Origin of the sequence: Streptomyces sp. NPDC002790 (genome assembly GCF_040295505.1) — a bacterium.
GTDB lineage: Bacteria > Actinomycetota > Actinomycetes > Streptomycetales > Streptomycetaceae > Streptomyces.
In genome coordinates this window covers 20,915-37,534 of sequence record NZ_JBEOVM010000065.1, presented here as the reverse complement: position 1 = coordinate 37,534, position 16,620 = coordinate 20,915, and the positions used below count along the sequence as shown (strand labels likewise).

Genomic DNA, 16,620 nt, shown 5'->3' with positions numbered 1-16,620 from the left:
TTTTTTTTTTTGTGTTTTGTTTTGTTTTGTTGTGTTTTTCCTTCGGGTTTTGGGGGGGGGGGGGGCGGGGCCCCCCCCCCCCGCGTAGGAAACGGGGGCCGGAATCAACCGGCCCCCGTTTCTCACGTCTCGGGGCTCCGCCCCGGACCCCGCTGCTCCATCGCCGCAGGGGCTTGAACGTCGTGGTGCGCCTCCCGGGACCACGCCCGCAGGTACACGACCACCGTGTTCGTGACCGCCACCAGTGGCACCGCCACCACCGCTCCGCCGATCCCGGACACCATGCCCCCCGCGGCCACCGCGAGCACGACGGCCAAGGGGTGGACGCGGACCGCGCGCCCCAGGATGAAGGGCTGCAGGATGTGGCCCTCGATCTGTTGCACCGCGAGCACCACGCCCAGCGTCATCACCGCGGCGAACACGCCCTGCGTCACCAGCGCCACGACCACCGCGAGCGCCCCGGAGACGACCGCGCCCACCAGCGGGATGAACGCGAACAGGAAGATGAAGACGGCCAGCGGCACGGCCATGGGAACGCCCAGGAAGAAGATGCCAAGGCCGATGAAGATGGCGTCGATCAGCGCCACTATCACCGTCCCGCGGACGTACGCCGTGAGCGTGCGCCAGGCCCTCGGCCCCGCGCCCGCGATGCCGGGCCGGGCCTGCGCCGGGACGAGCCCGAGGGTCCACTCCCAGATGCGCCGGCCGTCGTAGAGCAGGAACAGCGTCGAGAACATCGTGAGGAGCACGCCCGTCAGCGCCTCGACGATGACGGTGACGCCCTCGAGGCCCGCCGACGTGATCTCGTCCGTGTTCGCGCCGACCGCGTCGCGCAACGACTTGGCGATGTCGTTGATCTGACCGTCGGTCACATGGAAGGGGCTGTTGAGCAGCCAGCGGCGCAGATCGTCGATGCCGTCCTGGACCTGCCCTGACAGCTGGTCGATGTTCTCCTGGACCTGCCAGACCACGAACCAGCCGACGAGCCCCATGATGACGAAGCCGAGAATCGCCGTCAGGGCCGTGGCGAGGCCGCGCGGTACGCCGCGGTGCCTGAGGCGCGCCACCGTCGGCTGCAGCAGCGCGGTGATGAGCAGCGCCGCGACGAACGCGAAGATCACCAGCTGCACCGAGCTGATGACCTTCATCAGGACCCAGAGCGTCCCGGCGAGGACCAGGAACCGCCAGCCCGCCTCCGCCGCCACCCGAAGGCCCCACGGCAGGGCGACGACCGGCTCGGGCCGCGGGGCCGCGGACGGCGCGTACGCGGGCGGGGCCGGCACCTGCTCCTTGTCGTGCTCGCGCGGACGTTCAGCCGCGCCCGGCGTGTCCGGCTCCGGGTCGGGAGCCGGCGCCGGGGGGCGCGTCGGCCGGGGCGGCAGCTGGGCCTCCTCGGCCCGCTCGGCCTCCGCGCGGCGCTCGTCCAGGCGCTCGCCCGCCCTGCTTATTCCCGCACCGATCCGGCCGAGCCACCCTGGAACTCGCGACATCATCCGTCCTCTTCGAAGCTTGTGGCACCGACCGTATCGCGTGACACGCCGAAGCCCCTCACCGTGAGGACGGTGAGGGGCTTCGCGAGGTTGCGAACTACTGGTCGCTCAGTACCAGTTGTTGGCCTGCCAGAACGACCAGGCCTCGCAAGGGCTGCCATAGCGGTCGTTCATGTAACCGAGGCCCCACTTTATCTGCGTGGCCGGGTTGCTCTGCCAGTCCGCGCCCGCCGACGACATCTTCGTTCCGGGCAGTGCCTGGAAGAGACCGTAGGCGCCGGACGAGGCGTTGGTGGCCTTGTAGTTCCAGCTGGACTCGTGGTCCACGATGTTGCTGAAGCACTGGAACTGTCCGGACGGCACCATCTGACGGGCCATCGACTGAACCTGGGCGATGCTGTACGAACCCTGCGCGGCGAAGTCGGAGGCGTCGCGGGTGGCCGAACGGCTGGCGGCCGCCTTCTTGGCTGCCTCCCGCTCCTTGGCCTCCTTCTCGGCCTTCTCCTTGGCCTCCTTGGCGTCCTGTGCGGCCTGCTGCTTGGCGACCGCGTCCTCGGCTGCCTGCTTCCGGGCGGACTCCTCGGCGGTCTTCTGCGCAGTCGTGTCGGCCGCGATGGCCTGGGTCTGCGCCTGCTGCTTCAGCGACGAGGTCTGCACCTGCGCCTGCTGACCGGCAGGGATATCTGCGAGGAGGGTCGAGTCGCTCGCCGTTGCCTCAGCCCCCTGGGAGGGCTGACCGGTGCTGCCCGAAGCAACACCCACGACGGCGCCGACTGTGGTGACCGCGGTGGCCGAGACCACTGCGAATCCCCGGACCGAAATCCGGCTCACACGGTTTCCTTCCAGCATCGCCCGCTTGAACGTGACCGTCGCGGACGCAATCGTGCCCCTGGCACAGGTCTCCCAACTGCGGGGTCACGGGAGACACGGGCCCGGTGGACAACTCCCGTGACGGGAGCGCCGCGTGGTGCTCGGGCGGCATACGACGGCCTCTATGTAGTTCAGATGCAGCGGATGCTGCTGTGGTTTCGTACCGCTGGGGGCACGCAAGTGTCGTATGCGGGGCCTGACAGGACCGTGACTCTGCCGTATCGGAGTGTGGCAAGGCAATTCCCCACCGCGTGTGAAAGGTCACACCTCGTTTGCTCCCCGGGTTTTTCGGAAACGAGCACACGCCGCGGCGCCGCCCGGCTAGGCTCTCCCGCCTTGCCGAACGGCGCCAAAAGGGACGAACAGGCCCTGTATGGCCTAGATCTGACCGTCCTCCAGCATTTCGGTCACCAGGGCCGCGATCTGCGACCTTTCCGATCGGGTGAGCGTGACGTGCGCGAAGAGCGGATGTCCCTTCAGCTTCTCGACGACCGCGACCACCCCGTCGTACCGGCCGACACGGAGGTTGTCGCGCTGCGCGACGTCATGGGTGAGGACGACACGCGAATTCGCCCCGATGCGCGAAAGGACCGTCAGAAGGACGTTCCGCTCCAGGGACTGCGCCTCGTCCACGATCACGAACGCGTCGTGCAGCGAGCGGCCCCTGATGTGGGTGAGCGGCAGGACCTCCAGCATTCCCCGCGCGGTGACCTCCTCGATCACCTCGCGGGAGGTGACGGCCGACAGCGTGTCGAAGACCGCCTGCGCCCACGGGCCCATCTTCTCGGCCTCGCTGCCCGGCAGATAGCCGAGCTCCTGACCGCCGACCGCATAGAGGGGACGGAAGACCATCACCTTCTTGTGCTGGCGCCGCTCCAGGACGGCCTCCAGGCCCGCGCAGAGCGCGAGCGCCGACTTGCCGGTGCCGGCCCTGCCTCCCATCGAGATGATCCCGACGTCGGGATCGAGCAGCAGATCGAGGGCGATCCGCTGCTCGGCGCTGCGCCCCTTGAGGCCGAAGGCCTCCCGATCGCCGCGCACCAGGCGGACGTTGCCCTCGGGGGTGACGCGGCCGAGCGCCTTTCCGCGCTCGGACTGGATCGTCAGACCCGTGTGCACGGGGAGGTCGGTGGCCTCGGGAACGTAGAGGGTGTCCTCTTCGAAGAGGAGGTCGACCTGCTCGGCGGGGAGCGTCAGTTCGGACATGCCGGTCCAGCCGGAGTCCGTGATGGCGAGTTCGGCCCGGTACTCCTCGGCGAGGAGCCCCACGGACGACGCCTTGATCCGCAGCGGCAGATCCTTCGACACGACGGTGACGTCGTAGCCTTCCGCCTGCAGATTGCGGGCGACCGCCAGGATGCGGCTGTCGTTGTCCCCCAGGCGGTAGCCCGAGGGCAGCACGCTGGGATCGGAGTGGTTGAGCTCGACGCGCAGGGTGCCGCCCAGTTCGCCGGTCGGGATCGGCGCGTCCAGGCGTCCGTGGCGGATCCGGTAGTCGTCGAGCAGGCGCAGGGCCTGCCTGGCGAAGTAACCCAGCTCCGGATGATTCCGCTTGGCCTCCAACTCCGTGATCACGACGACAGGAAGGACGACTTCGTGTTCGTCGAATCGGGTCATGGAGTTCGGATCGGCCAGCAGGACGCTGGTGTCGAGAACATAGGTGCGCCGGTCGGGCTTGCGGAGGCGCTTGTTACTGGTCACCACGGAAGGACGTACCCCCTCGGAAGAGGTCGGGGAGCGACGGAGTTTTCGGGACCGGTTCATGGGCCGCGATGCGCGGGCCGAGAACCGGCCCTCCAAGGCGTCTTCCGTACCCACTTGCGTACGGTCGTCCTGGTGCAAAGGGCCTCCCGGGCGGACGGCCCGTTGCCATCCGCTGAGATGCGGTGTCCTTGGCTCGGACACCGACCTGGAAGGCTTATTCCCTCGAACAAGCGCCGCCATGCAAAAGCACATGACGGCGCGTTCGTTAACTCCTGATGACGTACGTCTCTCGTGACCGGGTGTCAGCCGCCGAAACGGCGGCCGCGCACGGCGTAGTCGCGCATCGCGCGCAGGAAGTCGACCTTACGGAAGGCCGGCCAGAAGACATCACAGAAGTAGTACTCGGAGTGGGCCGTCTGCCAGAGCATGAAGCCGGAGAGACGCTGTTCGCCGCTGGTGCGGATGACCAGGTCCGGGTCGGGCTGCTCCTTGGTGTAGAGGTGCTTGCCGATGGCGTCGACGGTGACGGTCTCGGCAACGTCCTCCAGCGAGCGCCCGTTGTCCGAGGCGTCGAGCAGCATCGAGCGGACGGCGTCGGCGATCTCCTGGCGGCCGCCGTAGCCGACCGCGACGTTGACCACTATTCCGTCGCGGTCCGCGGTGGACTCCTCGGCCTCCTTGAGCACGGCCTGCAGGCCCGAGGGGAGGATGTCGGTGTTGCCCACGTGCTGCACGCGCCAGCGTCCGTCCTCGGCGAGCGTGCGCACGGTGTCCTCGATGATGCCGAGGAGCGGGACCAGCTCTTCCGGGGGGCGATCGAAGTTGTCCGTCGAGAGCAACCAGAGCGTGACGACCTCGACGTCCGTCTCGCTGCACCAGCCGAGGAACTCCTCGATCTTGGCGGCGCCCGCCTGGTGGCCCTGCGCTGGGGTGGATCCGGCGGCCTTGGCCCAGCGGCGGTTGCCATCCATGATGACGCCGATGTGCTTGGGCACCTGGGCGTGGTCCAGGTGGCCTTCCACCCGGCGTGCGTACAGCCTGACCAGCAGGCCGCGCAGCGTGTCGCGCAGGTTCACGGTCTTTTTGCCCTCCGTACAGATGGGAGTCCCCGAAGGCGGAAGCCTACTCGGGGGTAGTCAGGTGTCGGCTTTGGGGTGTCAGGGACCTGACGTAGCTTCGTAGCCATGAACGACACCTCTCCTTACGTCGCCTCAGAGGGCCGGTACGGTTCCATGGAGTACCGGCGCACGGGCCGCAGCGGCCTGAAGCTTCCCGCCGTCTCCCTCGGACTGTGGCACAACTTCGGGGACGACCGCACACTTGCGAGCCAGCGCTCGATCCTCCGCCGCGCCTTCGATCTGGGCGTCACACACTTCGACCTCGCGAACAACTACGGGCCGCCGCCCGGCAGCGCCGAGCTGAACTTCGGCAAGATCTTCGCGCAGGACTTCGCGCCCTACCGTGACGAACTCGTCATCTCGACCAAGGCGGGCTACCGCATGCACCCCGGCCCCTACGGGGAGTGGGGCAGCCGCAAGTACCTGATGTCCTCGCTCGACGCGTCCCTGAAGCGGATGGGCGTCGACTACGTGGACATCTTCTACTCGCACCGCTTCGACCCGGACACCCCGCTGGAAGAGACGATGGGCGCGCTCGCCTCCGCCGTCCAGCAGGGCAAGGCGCTCTACGTGGGGGTGTCCTCGTACAGCAGTGAGCAGACGGCCGAAGCGGCGCGGCTGCTCCGGGAGATGGGTGTCCCGGCGATCATCCACCAGCCCTCGTACTCGATGCTCAACCGCTGGACCGAGGACGACAATCTGCTGGACACGCTGGAGACGGCCGGAATGGGCTGCATCTCCTTCGCGCCGCTCGCGCAGGGCCTGCTCACCGGCAAGTACCTGAAGGAGATCCCGGAGGGCTCGCGCGCGACGCAGGGCAAGTCGCTCGACCCGAACCTACTGAGCGAGGACGTCGTCCGCCGGCTGAACGGGCTGAACGACATCGCGCAGCGCCGCGGCCAGTCCCTCGCGCAGCTCGCGCTGAGCTGGGTACTGCGGGACGAGCGGATGACGTCGGCGCTGATCGGGGCCTCCAGCGTCAAGCAGCTGGAGGAGAACCTGGCGGCGCTCGAAGGTCCGAAGCTGACCGAGGAGGAGCTGACCGAAATCGACTCGTTCGCCATCTCCACGTCGGGCACCAACATCTGGAACGGCCGACGCTGAACTCCCGTACCGGGAGCGGGGGTTCACGGGGAGGCCCGGGGCGGTAAAGCCGGGGAGTCCCGGGGCACAAAAAACGGGCCGGTCCGTGGGGGGGGGATACGGACCGGCCCGAGGGGGGGGTTCCACCATAACCCTTCGTAAGTGCCGACGCTCGCATCGGCGTGCACAACTACGCTCCGAAGTCGTACGGCGACGCCCGGGGGGAGCTTTCAAGCCGCCCCACAGCAGGTACGGAGGGGTTCGGGCCCGGATTCACGGGGCCTGGCCCCGGGCGTGGCGTCCCTCTCCCGTGTCGCACGCGGGGTTGACGGCCGGGTACCGCGCGGCCCCCTCCACCGCGCGGTACCGACGCGCAGCTTTGCTCACGCGAATTGCCGTTGGTCTGAACTTACGTGATTCTCGGGCGCCATTCGATCGCGTATCGATAACGATCCGGATCGGCCGCTCAGCGCGTCCAGGCGCGCTCGCGCAGCAGGCGCAGGCCGTTGAGGCCGACGAGGACGGTGGAGCCCTCGTGCCCGGCGACGCCGAGCGGCAGCGGCAGGTGCCCCGCCAAATCCCAGATCACGAGCCCGGTGATGAAGACACCCGCGATGACCAGGTTCTGTACGACGAGTCGGCGTGCGCGCCGGGACAGCGCAACCGTGCGCTCCAGTGCGCCCAGCTCGTCCCGTACGAGGACCGCGTCCGCGGTTTCGAGGGCCAGGTCGGAGCCGCCGCGGCCCATGGCCACGCCGGTGTGCGCGGCGGCGAGCGCCGGGGCGTCGTTGACTCCGTCGCCGACCAGGAGGACGGTGCGGCCGGCGTCCGCCAGTTCGCGGATGGCGTGCGCCTTCTCGTGGGGCAGCAGGCCGGCGTGTACGTCGCCGGGGGCGATGCCGGTCGCTGCCGCGGTGGACAGGGCGGCGTGTTTGTGGTCGCCGGTGAGGAGGATGGGCGGCGTGCCCGTGCGGGTGGCCAGTGAGCGGATTGCCTGCGGGGCGGTGGGGCGGAGGGTGTCGGTGAGGGTGAGGCGGCCGGCCAGGGTGTCGTTGACCGTGACAGCCACTTCCGTGCCAGGGGTAGTGGTGGGCGCAACGGTCATGTGGCTGGGAGAACCCGCGGCGATTTTGGTGGCGTTGTCGTCGGATTCGGCGGAGCCGTGGTTGCGCGCGCCCCGCGGCGGAGCCGCTGATTGACACAGCCCCGCGCCCCCAAGAAAAACCCGGCCCGAGACGCCCCTGCCCGGCACCGACTCGAAGGCCTCTACGGGGTGCAGGGCGAGGCCCCGGTCTCTGGCCGCCGTGACGATCGCGCGGCCCACCGGGTGTTCGCTGTGTTGTTCCACCGAGGCTGCCAGGGTGAGCAACTCGGTCTCCGTGTAGGGGAGTTCGGGGCGGATCTCCGTCACCTGCGGAACCCCCTCCGTCAGTGTTCCCGTCTTGTCGAAGGCGACCGTGTCCGTGCGGCCGATGCGTTCCATCACCACCGCCGACTTGATGAGCACGCCGTGGCGGCCCGCGTTCGCGATCGCCGACAGCAACGGCGGCATCGTCGCGAGCACCACGGCGCACGGCGAGGCCACGATCATGAACGTCATGGCCCGCAGCAGCGCGTCCGTGAGTGCGTCGCCGAAGGCGAGTGGGACGAGGAAGACCGCGAGGGTCGCGGCGACCATGCCGAGCGCGTAGCGCTGCTCGACGCGCTCGATGAACAGCTGGGTCGGCGCCTTGGTGCGGGTGGCCTCCTCGACCAGGGCGACGATGCGGGCGATGACCGTGTCGGAGGGATCGCGCACGACGCGGACGCGCAGCGCGCCGGTGCCGTTGAGGGTGCCGGCGAACACCTCGTCGCCGACGGCCTTGGGTACGGGGAGGGGTTCGCCGGTGATGGTGGCCTGGTCGACGTCGCTGGCGCCGTCCACGACGCGGGCGTCCGCGCCGACGCGTTCGCCGGGGCGGATCAACAGGACGTCGTCGATGGCGAGTTCGGCGGCCGGGACCGCCTCCTCCGTGCCGTCGGCGGTGAGGCGGGTCGCGGTCGCGGGGGCCAGGTCGAGGAGTCCGCGCACGCTGTCCTCGGTGCGGGCGGTGGCGAGGGCCTCCAGGGCGCCGGAGGTCGCGAAGATCACGATCAGCAGGCCGCCGTCCATGACCTGCCCGATGGCGGCGGCGCCGAGCGCGGCCACGACCATCAGGAGGTCGACGTCGAGGGTCTTCTCGCGCAGCGCCCTGAGGCCTTCGAGTCCGGGCTCCCAGCCCCCGGCCGCGTACGCGACGGCGTACAGCGGGACCCACAACCAGGCGGTGGTGCCGAGGAGTTGGAGCGGGAGGGCGAGGAGGAAGGCGGCGGTCGCGAGCGCCGCCCAGCGCGCTTCGGGGAGGGCGAGCAGCGGGGTGCGGGTGCCGTGGGCGGCGCGCGGCACGGCGGGGGCGACCGCGGCGGTCCCGGCCAGTGCGGAGGCGGACACGGGTGCAGGCATGCGGCTCACGATACAGGAACACATGAAGACCTCTTCATGCATGCCGTGGTAGCCGATCGTCGCCTGGATACGATGAGGCCATGGGCCATGGAATCGACCGCAAGAGCAGCACCCGCGAGCGGCTCGACGCCGTGGGCGCGGCCGATGTCGCGGCGACGCTCCAGGCCCTCGCGACTCCGTCGCGGCTGCGCATTCTGGCCCGCCTTCAGGAGGGACCCTGCGCGGTCGGCGACCTAGCGGAGGCGGCCGGTCTCGAACAGTCCGCGTGCTCGCACCAGCTGCGGCTGCTGCGCAATCTGGGGCTTGTCAGCGGTGAGCGCAAGGGGCGCTCGATCGTCTACGCGCTGTATGACGACCACGTCGCGCAACTGCTCGACCAGGCGCTTTTCCATGTGGAGCACCTGCGCCTCGGGCTGCGCGACGAGGCGTGACTCTCGGGGAAGTTCGGTTCGGGAAAGTTCAGTGCAGCGCGAGGCGGATGCCCGCGATGCGGCCCGCATCGTCGAAGCCGATCTCGGCGGGGACGGAACCGGGCAGCTCCGCCGCGATCTGACCGCCGTTGTCCCGGTAGGCCACCCCGTGGTGGTCGAAGAAGCCCGCGACCAGGCGCCGGGCGTCGACGCCGAGCAGTCCCTCGGCCTGGACGAGCGTGCGCGGCAGCGTGACCGGGTCGAGGGCGGCGCGCGGCACCTGCGGGTCCTCGGGCAGGAAGTAGACCTGGGTCTCGGGGTTCGCGGGCACGCCTATGTACCCGGGGGCGCCCGTCACGCCCATCCCCGCGAAGGCGAGGGTCTCGGCGGCCCGCCGGGGGTCGGGGAACCCGGACAGGTCGAGCACCTGGGTCGTGAACTCGGCTATCCCCTGGCTCTGGCCGAATCGCCCCACCTGTTCGGAGAGCGCCGCGACGGGCGTGCCGCGCAGTTCGGGGTTGGCCCAGCCCCACATCCACGACCGCTGGGCGGCGTCGTAGGTGCCGAGAACGCCGACGCGCAGGTCCACGTGGCCCTGCCGGTAGCGGCATGTCGGCAGGTCGGCCGTCCACGACGCCCCTTCGGGCAGGAACCCCATGAGAGCTTCGAGCTGAGCACCACCCCACGCCGCGTGCCGCTCGGTCTCGTAAAGGAAAGCTTGGCTGAATTGCGTGTGGCTCATGGGGCGGGACCTTACGCGAGGCGGCTGTACGGGCCAGAGTTACGTAGGCAACAGCGGCCCCGGCTACGGCTTGCGGGCCTCGATGAGGTGGCGGGAGCTGTGGGCCACGAACGGCCCTTCCGTCTTGATCTGCTCATGCAGGGCTCGGAGTTGGGGCTCGTACGCGTCAACTGTGAAGCCTGGCACCATCCATACGACCTTGCGAAGAAAATGGACAACGGCCCCGATGTCATGAAACTCGATGCGCAACCGCTCGGCGCGCAGATCGACGATCTCAAGACCGGCGTCCCGCGCCTCCTGGGCCTCGCCCTGCGGGTCGCGCCCACGCCTGGCCCCTTCCTGTGGGCCCAGAAAGTACTCCACCAGCTCGAACACACTGGCCGGGCCCACGTGTTGGGCGAAGTAGGTGCCACCGGGGCGCAGCACGCGGGCGATCTCCGCGAAGTGGGCCTTGACCGGGTGGCGGGAGGTGACCAGTTCGAAGGCGTCGTCGGCGAAGGGCAGCGGGGCGTCGTCGGGCGAGGCGACGACGACCACGCCACGGGGGCTCAGGAGGCGGGTGGCCTTCGCTGCATTCGGGGGCCAGCCCTCGGTCGCCGCCATCAAGGGCGGCAGCTTCGGTGCCAGGTTCAGCACCTCGCCGCCACCGGTGTGCAGATCGAGGGCGGATTCCACGCCGGCGAGCCGCTCCCCCATGAGCCGGGCGTACCCCCACGAGGGCCGCTCCTCGGTGGCCCGTCCGTCGAACCACGAGAAGTCCCAGCCCTCGGTGGGCGCGGCGACGGCCTCGGCGACGAGCTCGTCGTAGGGGCGGCTCCCACGGGTGGGACGAAAGTTGTCGGAAGTGGTCATGCTGCGCATGATCGCAGTCACAGAGGGGCGGATTCATCTCGATTTCGCCGGTACTAGGGGTAGCACCCGGGCTGAGTCGGGGGTTGCCCCTCTTCCGTAAAACAGGGGGATCGCACGTACCCTTGGCGTTCCCCACTGGCATTCCCCAGCCCCCACACCTTCTCCAGGCCCGTCCGTCCTACCGCCTCACCGCAGAAATGCGAGCACATGTCCGTACGTTCCGCGATAGCGACCTGGCTGACCCGCCTCTACTTCTCCCGGCTGCGCAGAAAGGGAGGAAGCCTCGACCTGTCCGTCCTGTCGAGGCTCCCCGACGCCGTGCTGCTGCCGCTGCGCCGCGAGGGCCTCGACCCGGTCCCCGAGATCGGTGCGCTGCGCGACCGTGAACCCGTCAGCAAACTGCCGATGCCCGGCATGACGGTGTGGCTGGTGTCGGGATACGACGAGGCGAAGGAGGTCCTCGGCAACGCGAAGGCGTTCAGCAACGACTTCCGCAACCTGGTGGGGGTGGGCGGCGCCGATGCCGAGCAGCACCCCGGTGGCCTCGGCTTCTGCGACCCGCCGGACCACACGCGGCTGCGCCGCCTGCTGACCCCCGAATTCACGATGCGCCGTCTGTCGCGGCTCACGCCGCGCATCCACGCGATCATCGAGGAGCAGCTGGCGCAGCTGGAGAAGGCGGCCCGCGAGTCGCCCGACGGCACGGCCGACTTCGTCGAGCACTTCGCGATGCCGGTCCCCGCGCTCGTCATCTGCGAACTCCTCGGCGTCCCTTACGAGGAGCGCGACGCGTTCCAGCAGTTCTCCGTCGCCCGCTTCGACGTCCTGGGCGGCGCCGGGGCCTCCTTCGGCGCGGTCTCCCAGTCCCTCGACTATCTGCGCGGAGTCGTCGCCGAACAGCGCCGCGATCCGGGCGAGGGCCTGCTCGGCATGCTGGTGCGCGAGCACGGCGACAACATCACCGACGAGGAACTCACCGGCCTCGCCGACGGCGTCCTGACCGGCGGCCTGGAGACCACGGCCAGCATGATCGCCCTCGGCACCATGGTCATGCTCCAGGACCGTGAGCACTTCACGGCGCTGCGCGACGCGGAGGACCCGGCCACCGTCGCGGCCCCCTTCGTCGACGAACTCCTGCGCCACCTCACGGTCGTTCAGACCGCCTTCCCCCGCTTCGCCCGCGAGGACACCGAGATCGGCGGCGTGCCGCTCGCCGCCGGCGACATAGTCATCGTGTCCCTGAGCGCGGCGGACCGCGATCCCCGCCTCGGCGGCGAAGGCGACGACATGGACGCCTTCCTCCCCTCCCGCCCACCCTCCTCCTCCCATCTGGCGTTCGGCTACGGCATCCACCGCTGCATCGGCGCGGAACTCGGCAAGATGGAACTGCGCGCGGCCTTCCCCCAACTGGTCCGCCGCTTCCCGGAGTTGCGCCTCGCCGTGCAGCCCTCGGAGCTGGAGTTCCGCAAGCTCTCGATCGTCTACGGCGTCGAATCGCTGCCGGTGTCGATCGACTGATCCACGTCATGGCGGGCCCTGTTGGCCCGGTGGGCCCGGTCGAGGACGTCCAGCGGATCCACCATGGGCGGGTAGCTCGGCGCACACTCCGGGCACGCGTACACGTTGAACCCGGGACCCGTCGGGGCGTGCACTTCCTGGACCAGGATCGGTTCATCGGTGGTGCGTTGGCAGCGGGCGCACATGCGGAGCGGCGGTCGGCGTCGGTCGTTCGTCACCGGGCACCCCCGTGGATGAGTTCGGGGCGCAGCCCCACGTCGATGCCGAGTGGGGCGGGCATACAGAGACGTAAGGCCCAGGAGAGGGCCCGGAGAGTACGATCCAGCATGTTGACGCTCCTTTGAAGCGTTGGCCATGCCCCGGGATGGAGTCGCAATCCGTTGCCGGGGTGCTTGTGGACACTTCCACGTTATAACCCGCGTACGCGCGGTGTATAGCAGTATCGCGCAATCCACAGAACAGTACAGCTCAGCGCTGTCGTACGGTGTTCGAATGGCACCGGAGTCAGGACGCAACCGCCCGCCGATCGATCCCACCAAGATCGCGTATGTCTACATGCAGATGGCCGATCACATCGCCGACCGCATCGCCAAGGGCGAGCTGCTCCCCGGGGCGCGCCTGCCCGGCGAACGCGATCTGGCCGCCGAATACGGCGTCGCCAACCTGACCGCCCGCCGCGCGACCCGCGAACTCCGCGAACGTGGGCTGGTCGTCACGCTGCCCGCCAAGGGCACATTCGTCGCCTATCCGGAGACCGAAGGTTCCGACGAAGGTTGAGTGGGTGACGGTTACCCACAAGAACCCGGCCGCCGGTTTGACCAACCTCCGCACTGTGGGCGGAAGTTCGCGTTCGCTAGCGTCGCGTCATGAGGCGACGTAAGCGTACGGGGACGACGCGGATCAGGTCCTTGCAGCGGGTACGGGACCGCACCGAGCGGCGACGCGAACGGCGGCGGGACCGCAGTTGGGGCAGGCGCGTCGGGCGGCGGGCCGAGCGGGTCCGGCCGTGGCTGCAGTTCCTCGCGGACGTGGTGACGCTGCTCGTGAAACTGGCCCGCTGAGGCGGCAACTAGGGCCCCGGGCCCCGCTTGACCTCAACCGCGCTTGACGTTCCATGCTGGTCACACGACGACTGGAGGTTCGTGTGACAACGCTTCAACTGCCGGATCTGGCCCGGCCCGACGCCGGGACCACGCTGATCAGCGAGTGGCTCGTGGACACGCCGGACCGGCAGGATCGGGCGAGCCGGGCGCTGCTCGGGGAGTGGGACGAGCTGTCGGCCAGGTTTCACCCCGAGGCCTTCCTGCGGCTCAGCTGCTTCGCAAGCGCGGACGGGCGTGTGCTGCTCAGCGTCGCGCAGTGGACCAGCGACGACGCGCACCTCGCCTTCGTCCGCGAACACCGGGCCGAGATGGTCGGCCGCATCGACCGCGAGATCCCGGGGATCCGGCGTCCCGGGCTGGTCCGCTACCGGTTGGCGCACACCGTCGTGCCGGACGGCGCCGGCGACGACGACACGACCCACGTGGTCGTCGCGCGCGCCGAGAGTGAGCCGTCGTCCGACGCCGCGCAATGGGCCGCGACCACCGCCGACCGGCTACGGGCGGCCCCGCCTCCCGGCATGGGCACCGCACACGTCTTCGTAAGCGAAGACGGTGCGCGTGGCCTGCTCTACGCACCCGCGACACACGAGAACGGTGTCGCTGGCGCGCGGCTCTACAGGCTGCTCGGGAGCGTAGCGCCCGACAAGAGCTGACCCCGACCCTGCCGCCCTGCGGATACGCTGAAGAGCCGGCCCCGACACACGACGCCCGAGGCAGCTCCCGTGACCGAACGGCGCATCGCGCGCAACCTTCCACACCTGCTCTCGCTCGCCGAGCACGTCGAGGAGCGCGTGGAGGGGGTAGACGTCAGCGTCGTCGGCGACGTCGTGATGATGTCGCCGGTCCCTCCCGCCCACTTCCGCACTCAGCGAGAAGTCGACCGTCAGCTGTGCGAGCAGGTGGGTGACGCCGCCCTCGTCAAGATCTAGTTCACCCATCCCGAGTGGGCCACGCGTCGCAGCCCGGATGTCATCGTGTGGCACGGCGACGAGGAGGAGCCCGCCCCCTACGACGCGGACACCATCGATCTGGCTGTCGAGATCGTCTCCGCCTCGTCCGTCGAGAACGACTACGTCATCAAGCCACGCGAGTACGCAGCCGCAGGCATTCCGGTATGTCTGGTGCTCGACCCGTACACCAGGGCCTGGACCGCGTTCACCGAGCCGTCGGGCGGCGGGTACCGCGAGCGCGCCACGGGCCCGTACGGCAAGACGCTCACCCTCGACACCGGCGAGCACGTTCTGAGCGTCGACACGGCGCCGCTCGCCGTCACCAAGGAGTGGCAGCAACGGGACGCTTGGCCGACGCACCGGGTCATGGGCGACGGGTAGGCGGGCGGGACTGTGACGTGTAACTACGAGCGGATCGCTGTTACACGTCACAGTCCCGCCCGCCTACCCGATGTTCCGCTCAGTCGGACTTCGGGAGGGAGACCTCGACCCTGCGGTTCTTCTTGCGGCCCTGTTCCGAGTCGTTGTCCGCGATCGGGTAGTCCTCGCTGTAGCCCCTGACCTGGAACGTGATGTCTCCGCCCTTGGCGCCGAGCGCGGCGGTCAGGGCGTCGTGGACCGCTTCCGCGCGGTTCTTGGAGAGCTTGAGGCCGTGGGCGTACGAGCCGAGGTTGTCGGTGAACCCGAAGACGCGTACGGAGCTGGCCTTCTGGTTCTCGATCTCGTCGGCGATCGCCTGGATCCGGGAGTTCCCGTCGGGGTTCAGCTTCGCGCTGTCCTTCGGGAAGAGGACCTCGGCCTGGAGGGCGAACGTCACGTCCTCGTTGGTGTCCGTGCGGCGCTCGTCGCCGGAGAGGTCCTCCACGACCGACTTGATGTCCAGGACCTTCGCGGGGGCGAGGGTCGCCCCGTCGGCGAGCTTCAGCCCGGGGCTGTTGGCGTCCACGGAGGGCGGCGGGGAGCTGCTGTTGCTGCCGGGCGGGGCGCCGGTGGGTTCGTCGTCGGCGTGGGCCACCACCACTCCGGTGGTGAGCAGGAGCGCCGTTGCGGCGGTGAGGACCGTGGCGGTTCGGTGGCGTCGGGGCATGGTTACTCACCCTCGGCGATGGTGAGTTGGGCCGGGGGCATGGAACCCACCTGGAAGGCGACCTCGCTGGCGCCCTCGGGGGGAGCGGGGAACTGTGCGTACCAGTCGGTCGTCTGACCAGGGCGCACACCGCCGGTGAAGCGAGTACACAGGCAGCGCCCCTCGGTGTCGCGGAGGATCAGGTACTTCTTCTTGGCCTTCTGGTCGACGAGGCTGGCGCCGGCGATCGACCCGCCGTTGCGCGTCAGCTCCTTCTCGTCGCCGCGCCAGTCGACAGGGACCCAGGACTTGCCCGTCCCGTTCGCCACCGTGCCCTGAACGGTCACGAACCCGCCTGCGTCGCGGGCCGCGGATGTGATCGCGAGCGTGATTCCGCCCTGGCCCTTCACCTCGGCCAGCGTCTTGTCGGTTGCGGGTGCCGAGGACTCGGCCTTGTCGTCGCTGCCCTGCTGTGCCGGAGCCGAGGACTTCGAGGTGTCAGCCTCGTCCTTGTCCCCATCGCCTCCGCAGCCGGACACGGACAGGACCAGGCCGACCGCGATCGTCGCCGCGGCCAGTGCTCGGCGGGTGGTCGTCGTACGCCGAAGGTTCATCGCTGCGGCTTCCCTCTCTCGTCAGTCGGCAAGGTGGACGGCGAACAAGTCGGACGCGTCCGGCAGATCGTCCAGGTCGAAGTCGTCGGGGTCGAAGTCCAGCGTCTTACCGTCGCAGGTGAGTTGCAGGGGCTTCTTCGGGTCGGCGTCCAGCGGCACGTCGCAGCGTGGCTGGATCACCGCTGTGGCGTGCGCCTTCGCCGTCTTCGTCTCCGTGCCGGGGATGATCGTGTCGCCCACCGTGTGGAGGGTCTCCACGCCGACCTCGTAACCCGGGTAGTTGTTGACCTTCGTGAAGGCCGGACCGTTCACGACTTTGGCGTCGTTGGCAGCTGCCAGACGACTAGCCGCGGCACCCGGCGCACCGTCGTCCTTGGGGTCCATGCCGTCCAGCCAGTCCAACCAGTTGTCGCCGCCTTTGAGTGCGTCCCCCAGTCCCAGCATCAGCTCCTCACGGGAGGACTGCGCTGCTGCCAACGCGGCGGCATCGGCGGCGGATTGAGCTCCGTTCCGCGCCGAAGCCGCTTGCGCGAAGGCGAAGAAGGCGAAGGCGGCGAACAGCAGAATCCCGGTCAGCCAAATGTAGATCGGAAGCGTGGATCCACGATCGTCCAACCG

The 16,620-nt window shown here is 69.3% G+C and carries 18 protein-coding genes and 1 pseudogene; 8 read left to right on the top strand and 11 right to left on the bottom strand.

Translation table 11 applies throughout. The annotated features are described in order from the left end of the window. Window positions 1-122: 122 nt before the first annotated feature. The 4 genes from ABT004_RS24790 to ABT004_RS24775 all read right to left on the bottom strand — a co-directional run bounded on the left by ABT004_RS24790 (window position 123) and on the right by ABT004_RS24775 (window position 5,140). Window positions 123-1,490 carry an AI-2E family transporter gene (locus ABT004_RS24790; RefSeq protein ID WP_351340833.1) on the bottom strand — a complete coding sequence of 456 codons (1,368 nt, stop codon included), beginning with the start codon at window positions 1,488-1,490 and terminating at the stop codon, window positions 123-125. Window positions 1,491-1,598: 108 nt separating this feature from the next. Beyond that, entirely contained in the window at window positions 1,599-2,321 is a 723-nt protein-coding gene (locus tag ABT004_RS24785) for an aggregation-promoting factor C-terminal-like domain-containing protein (RefSeq protein WP_451189653.1), read from the bottom strand. Between the two features lie 417 nt (window positions 2,322-2,738). After that, window positions 2,739-4,064 (bottom strand): RNA 5'-3' helicase PhoH2, encoded by a 1,326-nt coding sequence (gene phoH2, locus ABT004_RS24780; RefSeq protein ID WP_351340828.1) that lies wholly within the window; start codon window positions 4,062-4,064, stop codon window positions 2,739-2,741. Window positions 4,065-4,366: 302 nt separating this feature from the next. Beyond that, window positions 4,367-5,140: an isoprenyl transferase gene (locus ABT004_RS24775; RefSeq protein WP_351340825.1), complete on the bottom strand. Its 774-nt coding sequence runs from the start codon at window positions 5,138-5,140 to the stop codon at window positions 4,367-4,369. Window positions 5,141-5,248: 108 nt separating this feature from the next. Here ABT004_RS24775 and mgrA point away from each other — a divergent pair, with 108 nt between their 5' ends. Further along, window positions 5,249-6,286 (top strand): L-glyceraldehyde 3-phosphate reductase, encoded by a 1,038-nt coding sequence (mgrA, locus tag ABT004_RS24770; protein ID WP_351340823.1) that lies wholly within the window; start codon window positions 5,249-5,251, stop codon window positions 6,284-6,286. A 445-nt stretch (window positions 6,287-6,731) separates the two neighbouring features. On the opposite strand, the gene ABT004_RS24765 is transcribed toward mgrA, so the two are convergent. Next, entirely contained in the window at window positions 6,732-8,771 is a 2,040-nt protein-coding gene (locus tag ABT004_RS24765) for a heavy metal translocating P-type ATPase (protein WP_451189658.1), read from the bottom strand. Between the two features lie 56 nt (window positions 8,772-8,827). On the opposite strand from ABT004_RS24765, the gene ABT004_RS24760 reads away from it, so the two are divergent. Continuing rightward, a complete protein-coding gene (locus ABT004_RS24760; protein ID WP_351340817.1) occupies window positions 8,828-9,178 on the top strand; it encodes an ArsR/SmtB family transcription factor in 351 nt (116 codons plus the stop codon). Between the two features lie 28 nt (window positions 9,179-9,206). On the opposite strand, the gene ABT004_RS24755 is transcribed toward ABT004_RS24760, so the two are convergent. Next, a complete protein-coding gene (locus tag ABT004_RS24755; protein WP_351340815.1) occupies window positions 9,207-9,899 on the bottom strand; it encodes a DUF6882 domain-containing protein in 693 nt (230 codons plus the stop codon). Between the two features lie 63 nt (window positions 9,900-9,962). After that, on the bottom strand, window positions 9,963-10,751 hold the full coding sequence (locus ABT004_RS24750; protein WP_351340813.1) for a class I SAM-dependent methyltransferase: 789 nt from the start codon (window positions 10,749-10,751) through the stop codon (window positions 9,963-9,965). Between the two features lie 207 nt (window positions 10,752-10,958). Here ABT004_RS24750 and ABT004_RS24745 point away from each other — a divergent pair, with 207 nt between their 5' ends. Beyond that, on the top strand, window positions 10,959-12,269 hold the full coding sequence (locus ABT004_RS24745; RefSeq protein WP_351340811.1) for a cytochrome P450: 1,311 nt from the start codon (window positions 10,959-10,961) through the stop codon (window positions 12,267-12,269). Here ABT004_RS24745 and ABT004_RS24740 read toward each other — a convergent pair. Beyond that, window positions 12,233-12,487, bottom strand: a complete 255-nt coding sequence (locus ABT004_RS24740; protein ID WP_351340810.1) for a hypothetical protein — start codon at window positions 12,485-12,487, stop codon at window positions 12,233-12,235. The genes ABT004_RS24745 and ABT004_RS24740 overlap by 37 nt on opposite strands. A gap of 274 nt (window positions 12,488-12,761) precedes the next feature. On the opposite strand from ABT004_RS24740, the gene ABT004_RS24735 reads away from it, so the two are divergent. The 5 genes and pseudogenes from ABT004_RS24735 to ABT004_RS24715 all read left to right on the top strand — a co-directional run. Continuing rightward, window positions 12,762-13,046, top strand: coding sequence for a winged helix-turn-helix domain-containing protein (locus tag ABT004_RS24735; protein WP_351340807.1), 285 nt, complete (start codon window positions 12,762-12,764; stop codon window positions 13,044-13,046). Window positions 13,047-13,135: 89 nt separating this feature from the next. Next, window positions 13,136-13,330, top strand: coding sequence for a hypothetical protein (locus ABT004_RS24730; protein ID WP_351340805.1), 195 nt, complete (start codon window positions 13,136-13,138; stop codon window positions 13,328-13,330). Window positions 13,331-13,413: 83 nt separating this feature from the next. Next, window positions 13,414-14,025 carry an antibiotic biosynthesis monooxygenase gene (locus tag ABT004_RS24725; protein ID WP_351340803.1) on the top strand — a complete coding sequence of 204 codons (612 nt, stop codon included), beginning with the start codon at window positions 13,414-13,416 and terminating at the stop codon, window positions 14,023-14,025. Window positions 14,026-14,094: 69 nt separating this feature from the next. Beyond that, window positions 14,095-14,301, top strand: coding sequence for a hypothetical protein (locus ABT004_RS24720; RefSeq protein ID WP_351340800.1), 207 nt, complete (start codon window positions 14,095-14,097; stop codon window positions 14,299-14,301). A 33-nt stretch (window positions 14,302-14,334) separates the two neighbouring features. Further along, window positions 14,335-14,703 (top strand): annotated as a pseudogene (locus tag ABT004_RS24715) (Uma2 family endonuclease); the annotation flags it as partial. Between the two features lie 79 nt (window positions 14,704-14,782). Here the strand turns inward: ABT004_RS24715 and ABT004_RS24710 are convergent. The 3 genes from ABT004_RS24710 to ABT004_RS24700 are packed head-to-tail and all read right to left on the bottom strand — an operon-like array spanning window position 14,783 to window position 16,617. Next, on the bottom strand, window positions 14,783-15,409 hold the full coding sequence (locus ABT004_RS24710) for an OmpA family protein (RefSeq protein WP_351340797.1): 627 nt from the start codon (window positions 15,407-15,409) through the stop codon (window positions 14,783-14,785). A gap of 2 nt (window positions 15,410-15,411) precedes the next feature. After that, a complete protein-coding gene (locus ABT004_RS24705) occupies window positions 15,412-16,002 on the bottom strand; it encodes a hypothetical protein (protein ID WP_351340795.1) in 591 nt (196 codons plus the stop codon). 21 nt (window positions 16,003-16,023) lie between these two features. Then, on the bottom strand, window positions 16,024-16,617 hold the full coding sequence (locus tag ABT004_RS24700; protein ID WP_351340792.1) for a pilus assembly protein TadG-related protein: 594 nt from the start codon (window positions 16,615-16,617) through the stop codon (window positions 16,024-16,026). Between the last annotated feature and the right edge of the window lie 3 nt (window positions 16,618-16,620).

What these genes read in the sequence shown, in the direction of transcription:
- ABT004_RS24790 (WP_351340833.1), bottom strand. Translation starts at nt 1,490, where the DNA reads ATGTCGCGAGTTCCAGGGTGGCTCGGCCGGATCGGTGCGGGAATAAGC.
- mgrA (WP_351340823.1), top strand. Translation starts at nt 5,249, where the DNA reads ATGAACGACACCTCTCCTTACGTCGCCTCAGAGGGCCGGTACGGTTCC.
- ABT004_RS24765 (WP_451189658.1), bottom strand. Translation starts at nt 8,771, where the DNA reads ATGTGTTCCTGTATCGTGAGCCGCATGCCTGCACCCGTGTCCGCCTCC.
- ABT004_RS24760 (WP_351340817.1), top strand. Translation starts at nt 8,828, where the DNA reads ATGGGCCATGGAATCGACCGCAAGAGCAGCACCCGCGAGCGGCTCGAC.
- ABT004_RS24755 (WP_351340815.1), bottom strand. Translation starts at nt 9,899, where the DNA reads ATGAGCCACACGCAATTCAGCCAAGCTTTCCTTTACGAGACCGAGCGG.
- ABT004_RS24750 (WP_351340813.1), bottom strand. Translation starts at nt 10,751, where the DNA reads ATGACCACTTCCGACAACTTTCGTCCCACCCGTGGGAGCCGCCCCTAC.
- ABT004_RS24745 (WP_351340811.1), top strand. Translation starts at nt 10,959, where the DNA reads ATGTCCGTACGTTCCGCGATAGCGACCTGGCTGACCCGCCTCTACTTC.
- ABT004_RS24735 (WP_351340807.1), top strand. Translation starts at nt 12,762, where the DNA reads ATGGCACCGGAGTCAGGACGCAACCGCCCGCCGATCGATCCCACCAAG.
- ABT004_RS24730 (WP_351340805.1), top strand. Translation starts at nt 13,136, where the DNA reads ATGAGGCGACGTAAGCGTACGGGGACGACGCGGATCAGGTCCTTGCAG.
- ABT004_RS24710 (WP_351340797.1), bottom strand. Translation starts at nt 15,409, where the DNA reads ATGCCCCGACGCCACCGAACCGCCACGGTCCTCACCGCCGCAACGGCG.
- ABT004_RS24705 (WP_351340795.1), bottom strand. Translation starts at nt 16,002, where the DNA reads ATGAACCTTCGGCGTACGACGACCACCCGCCGAGCACTGGCCGCGGCG.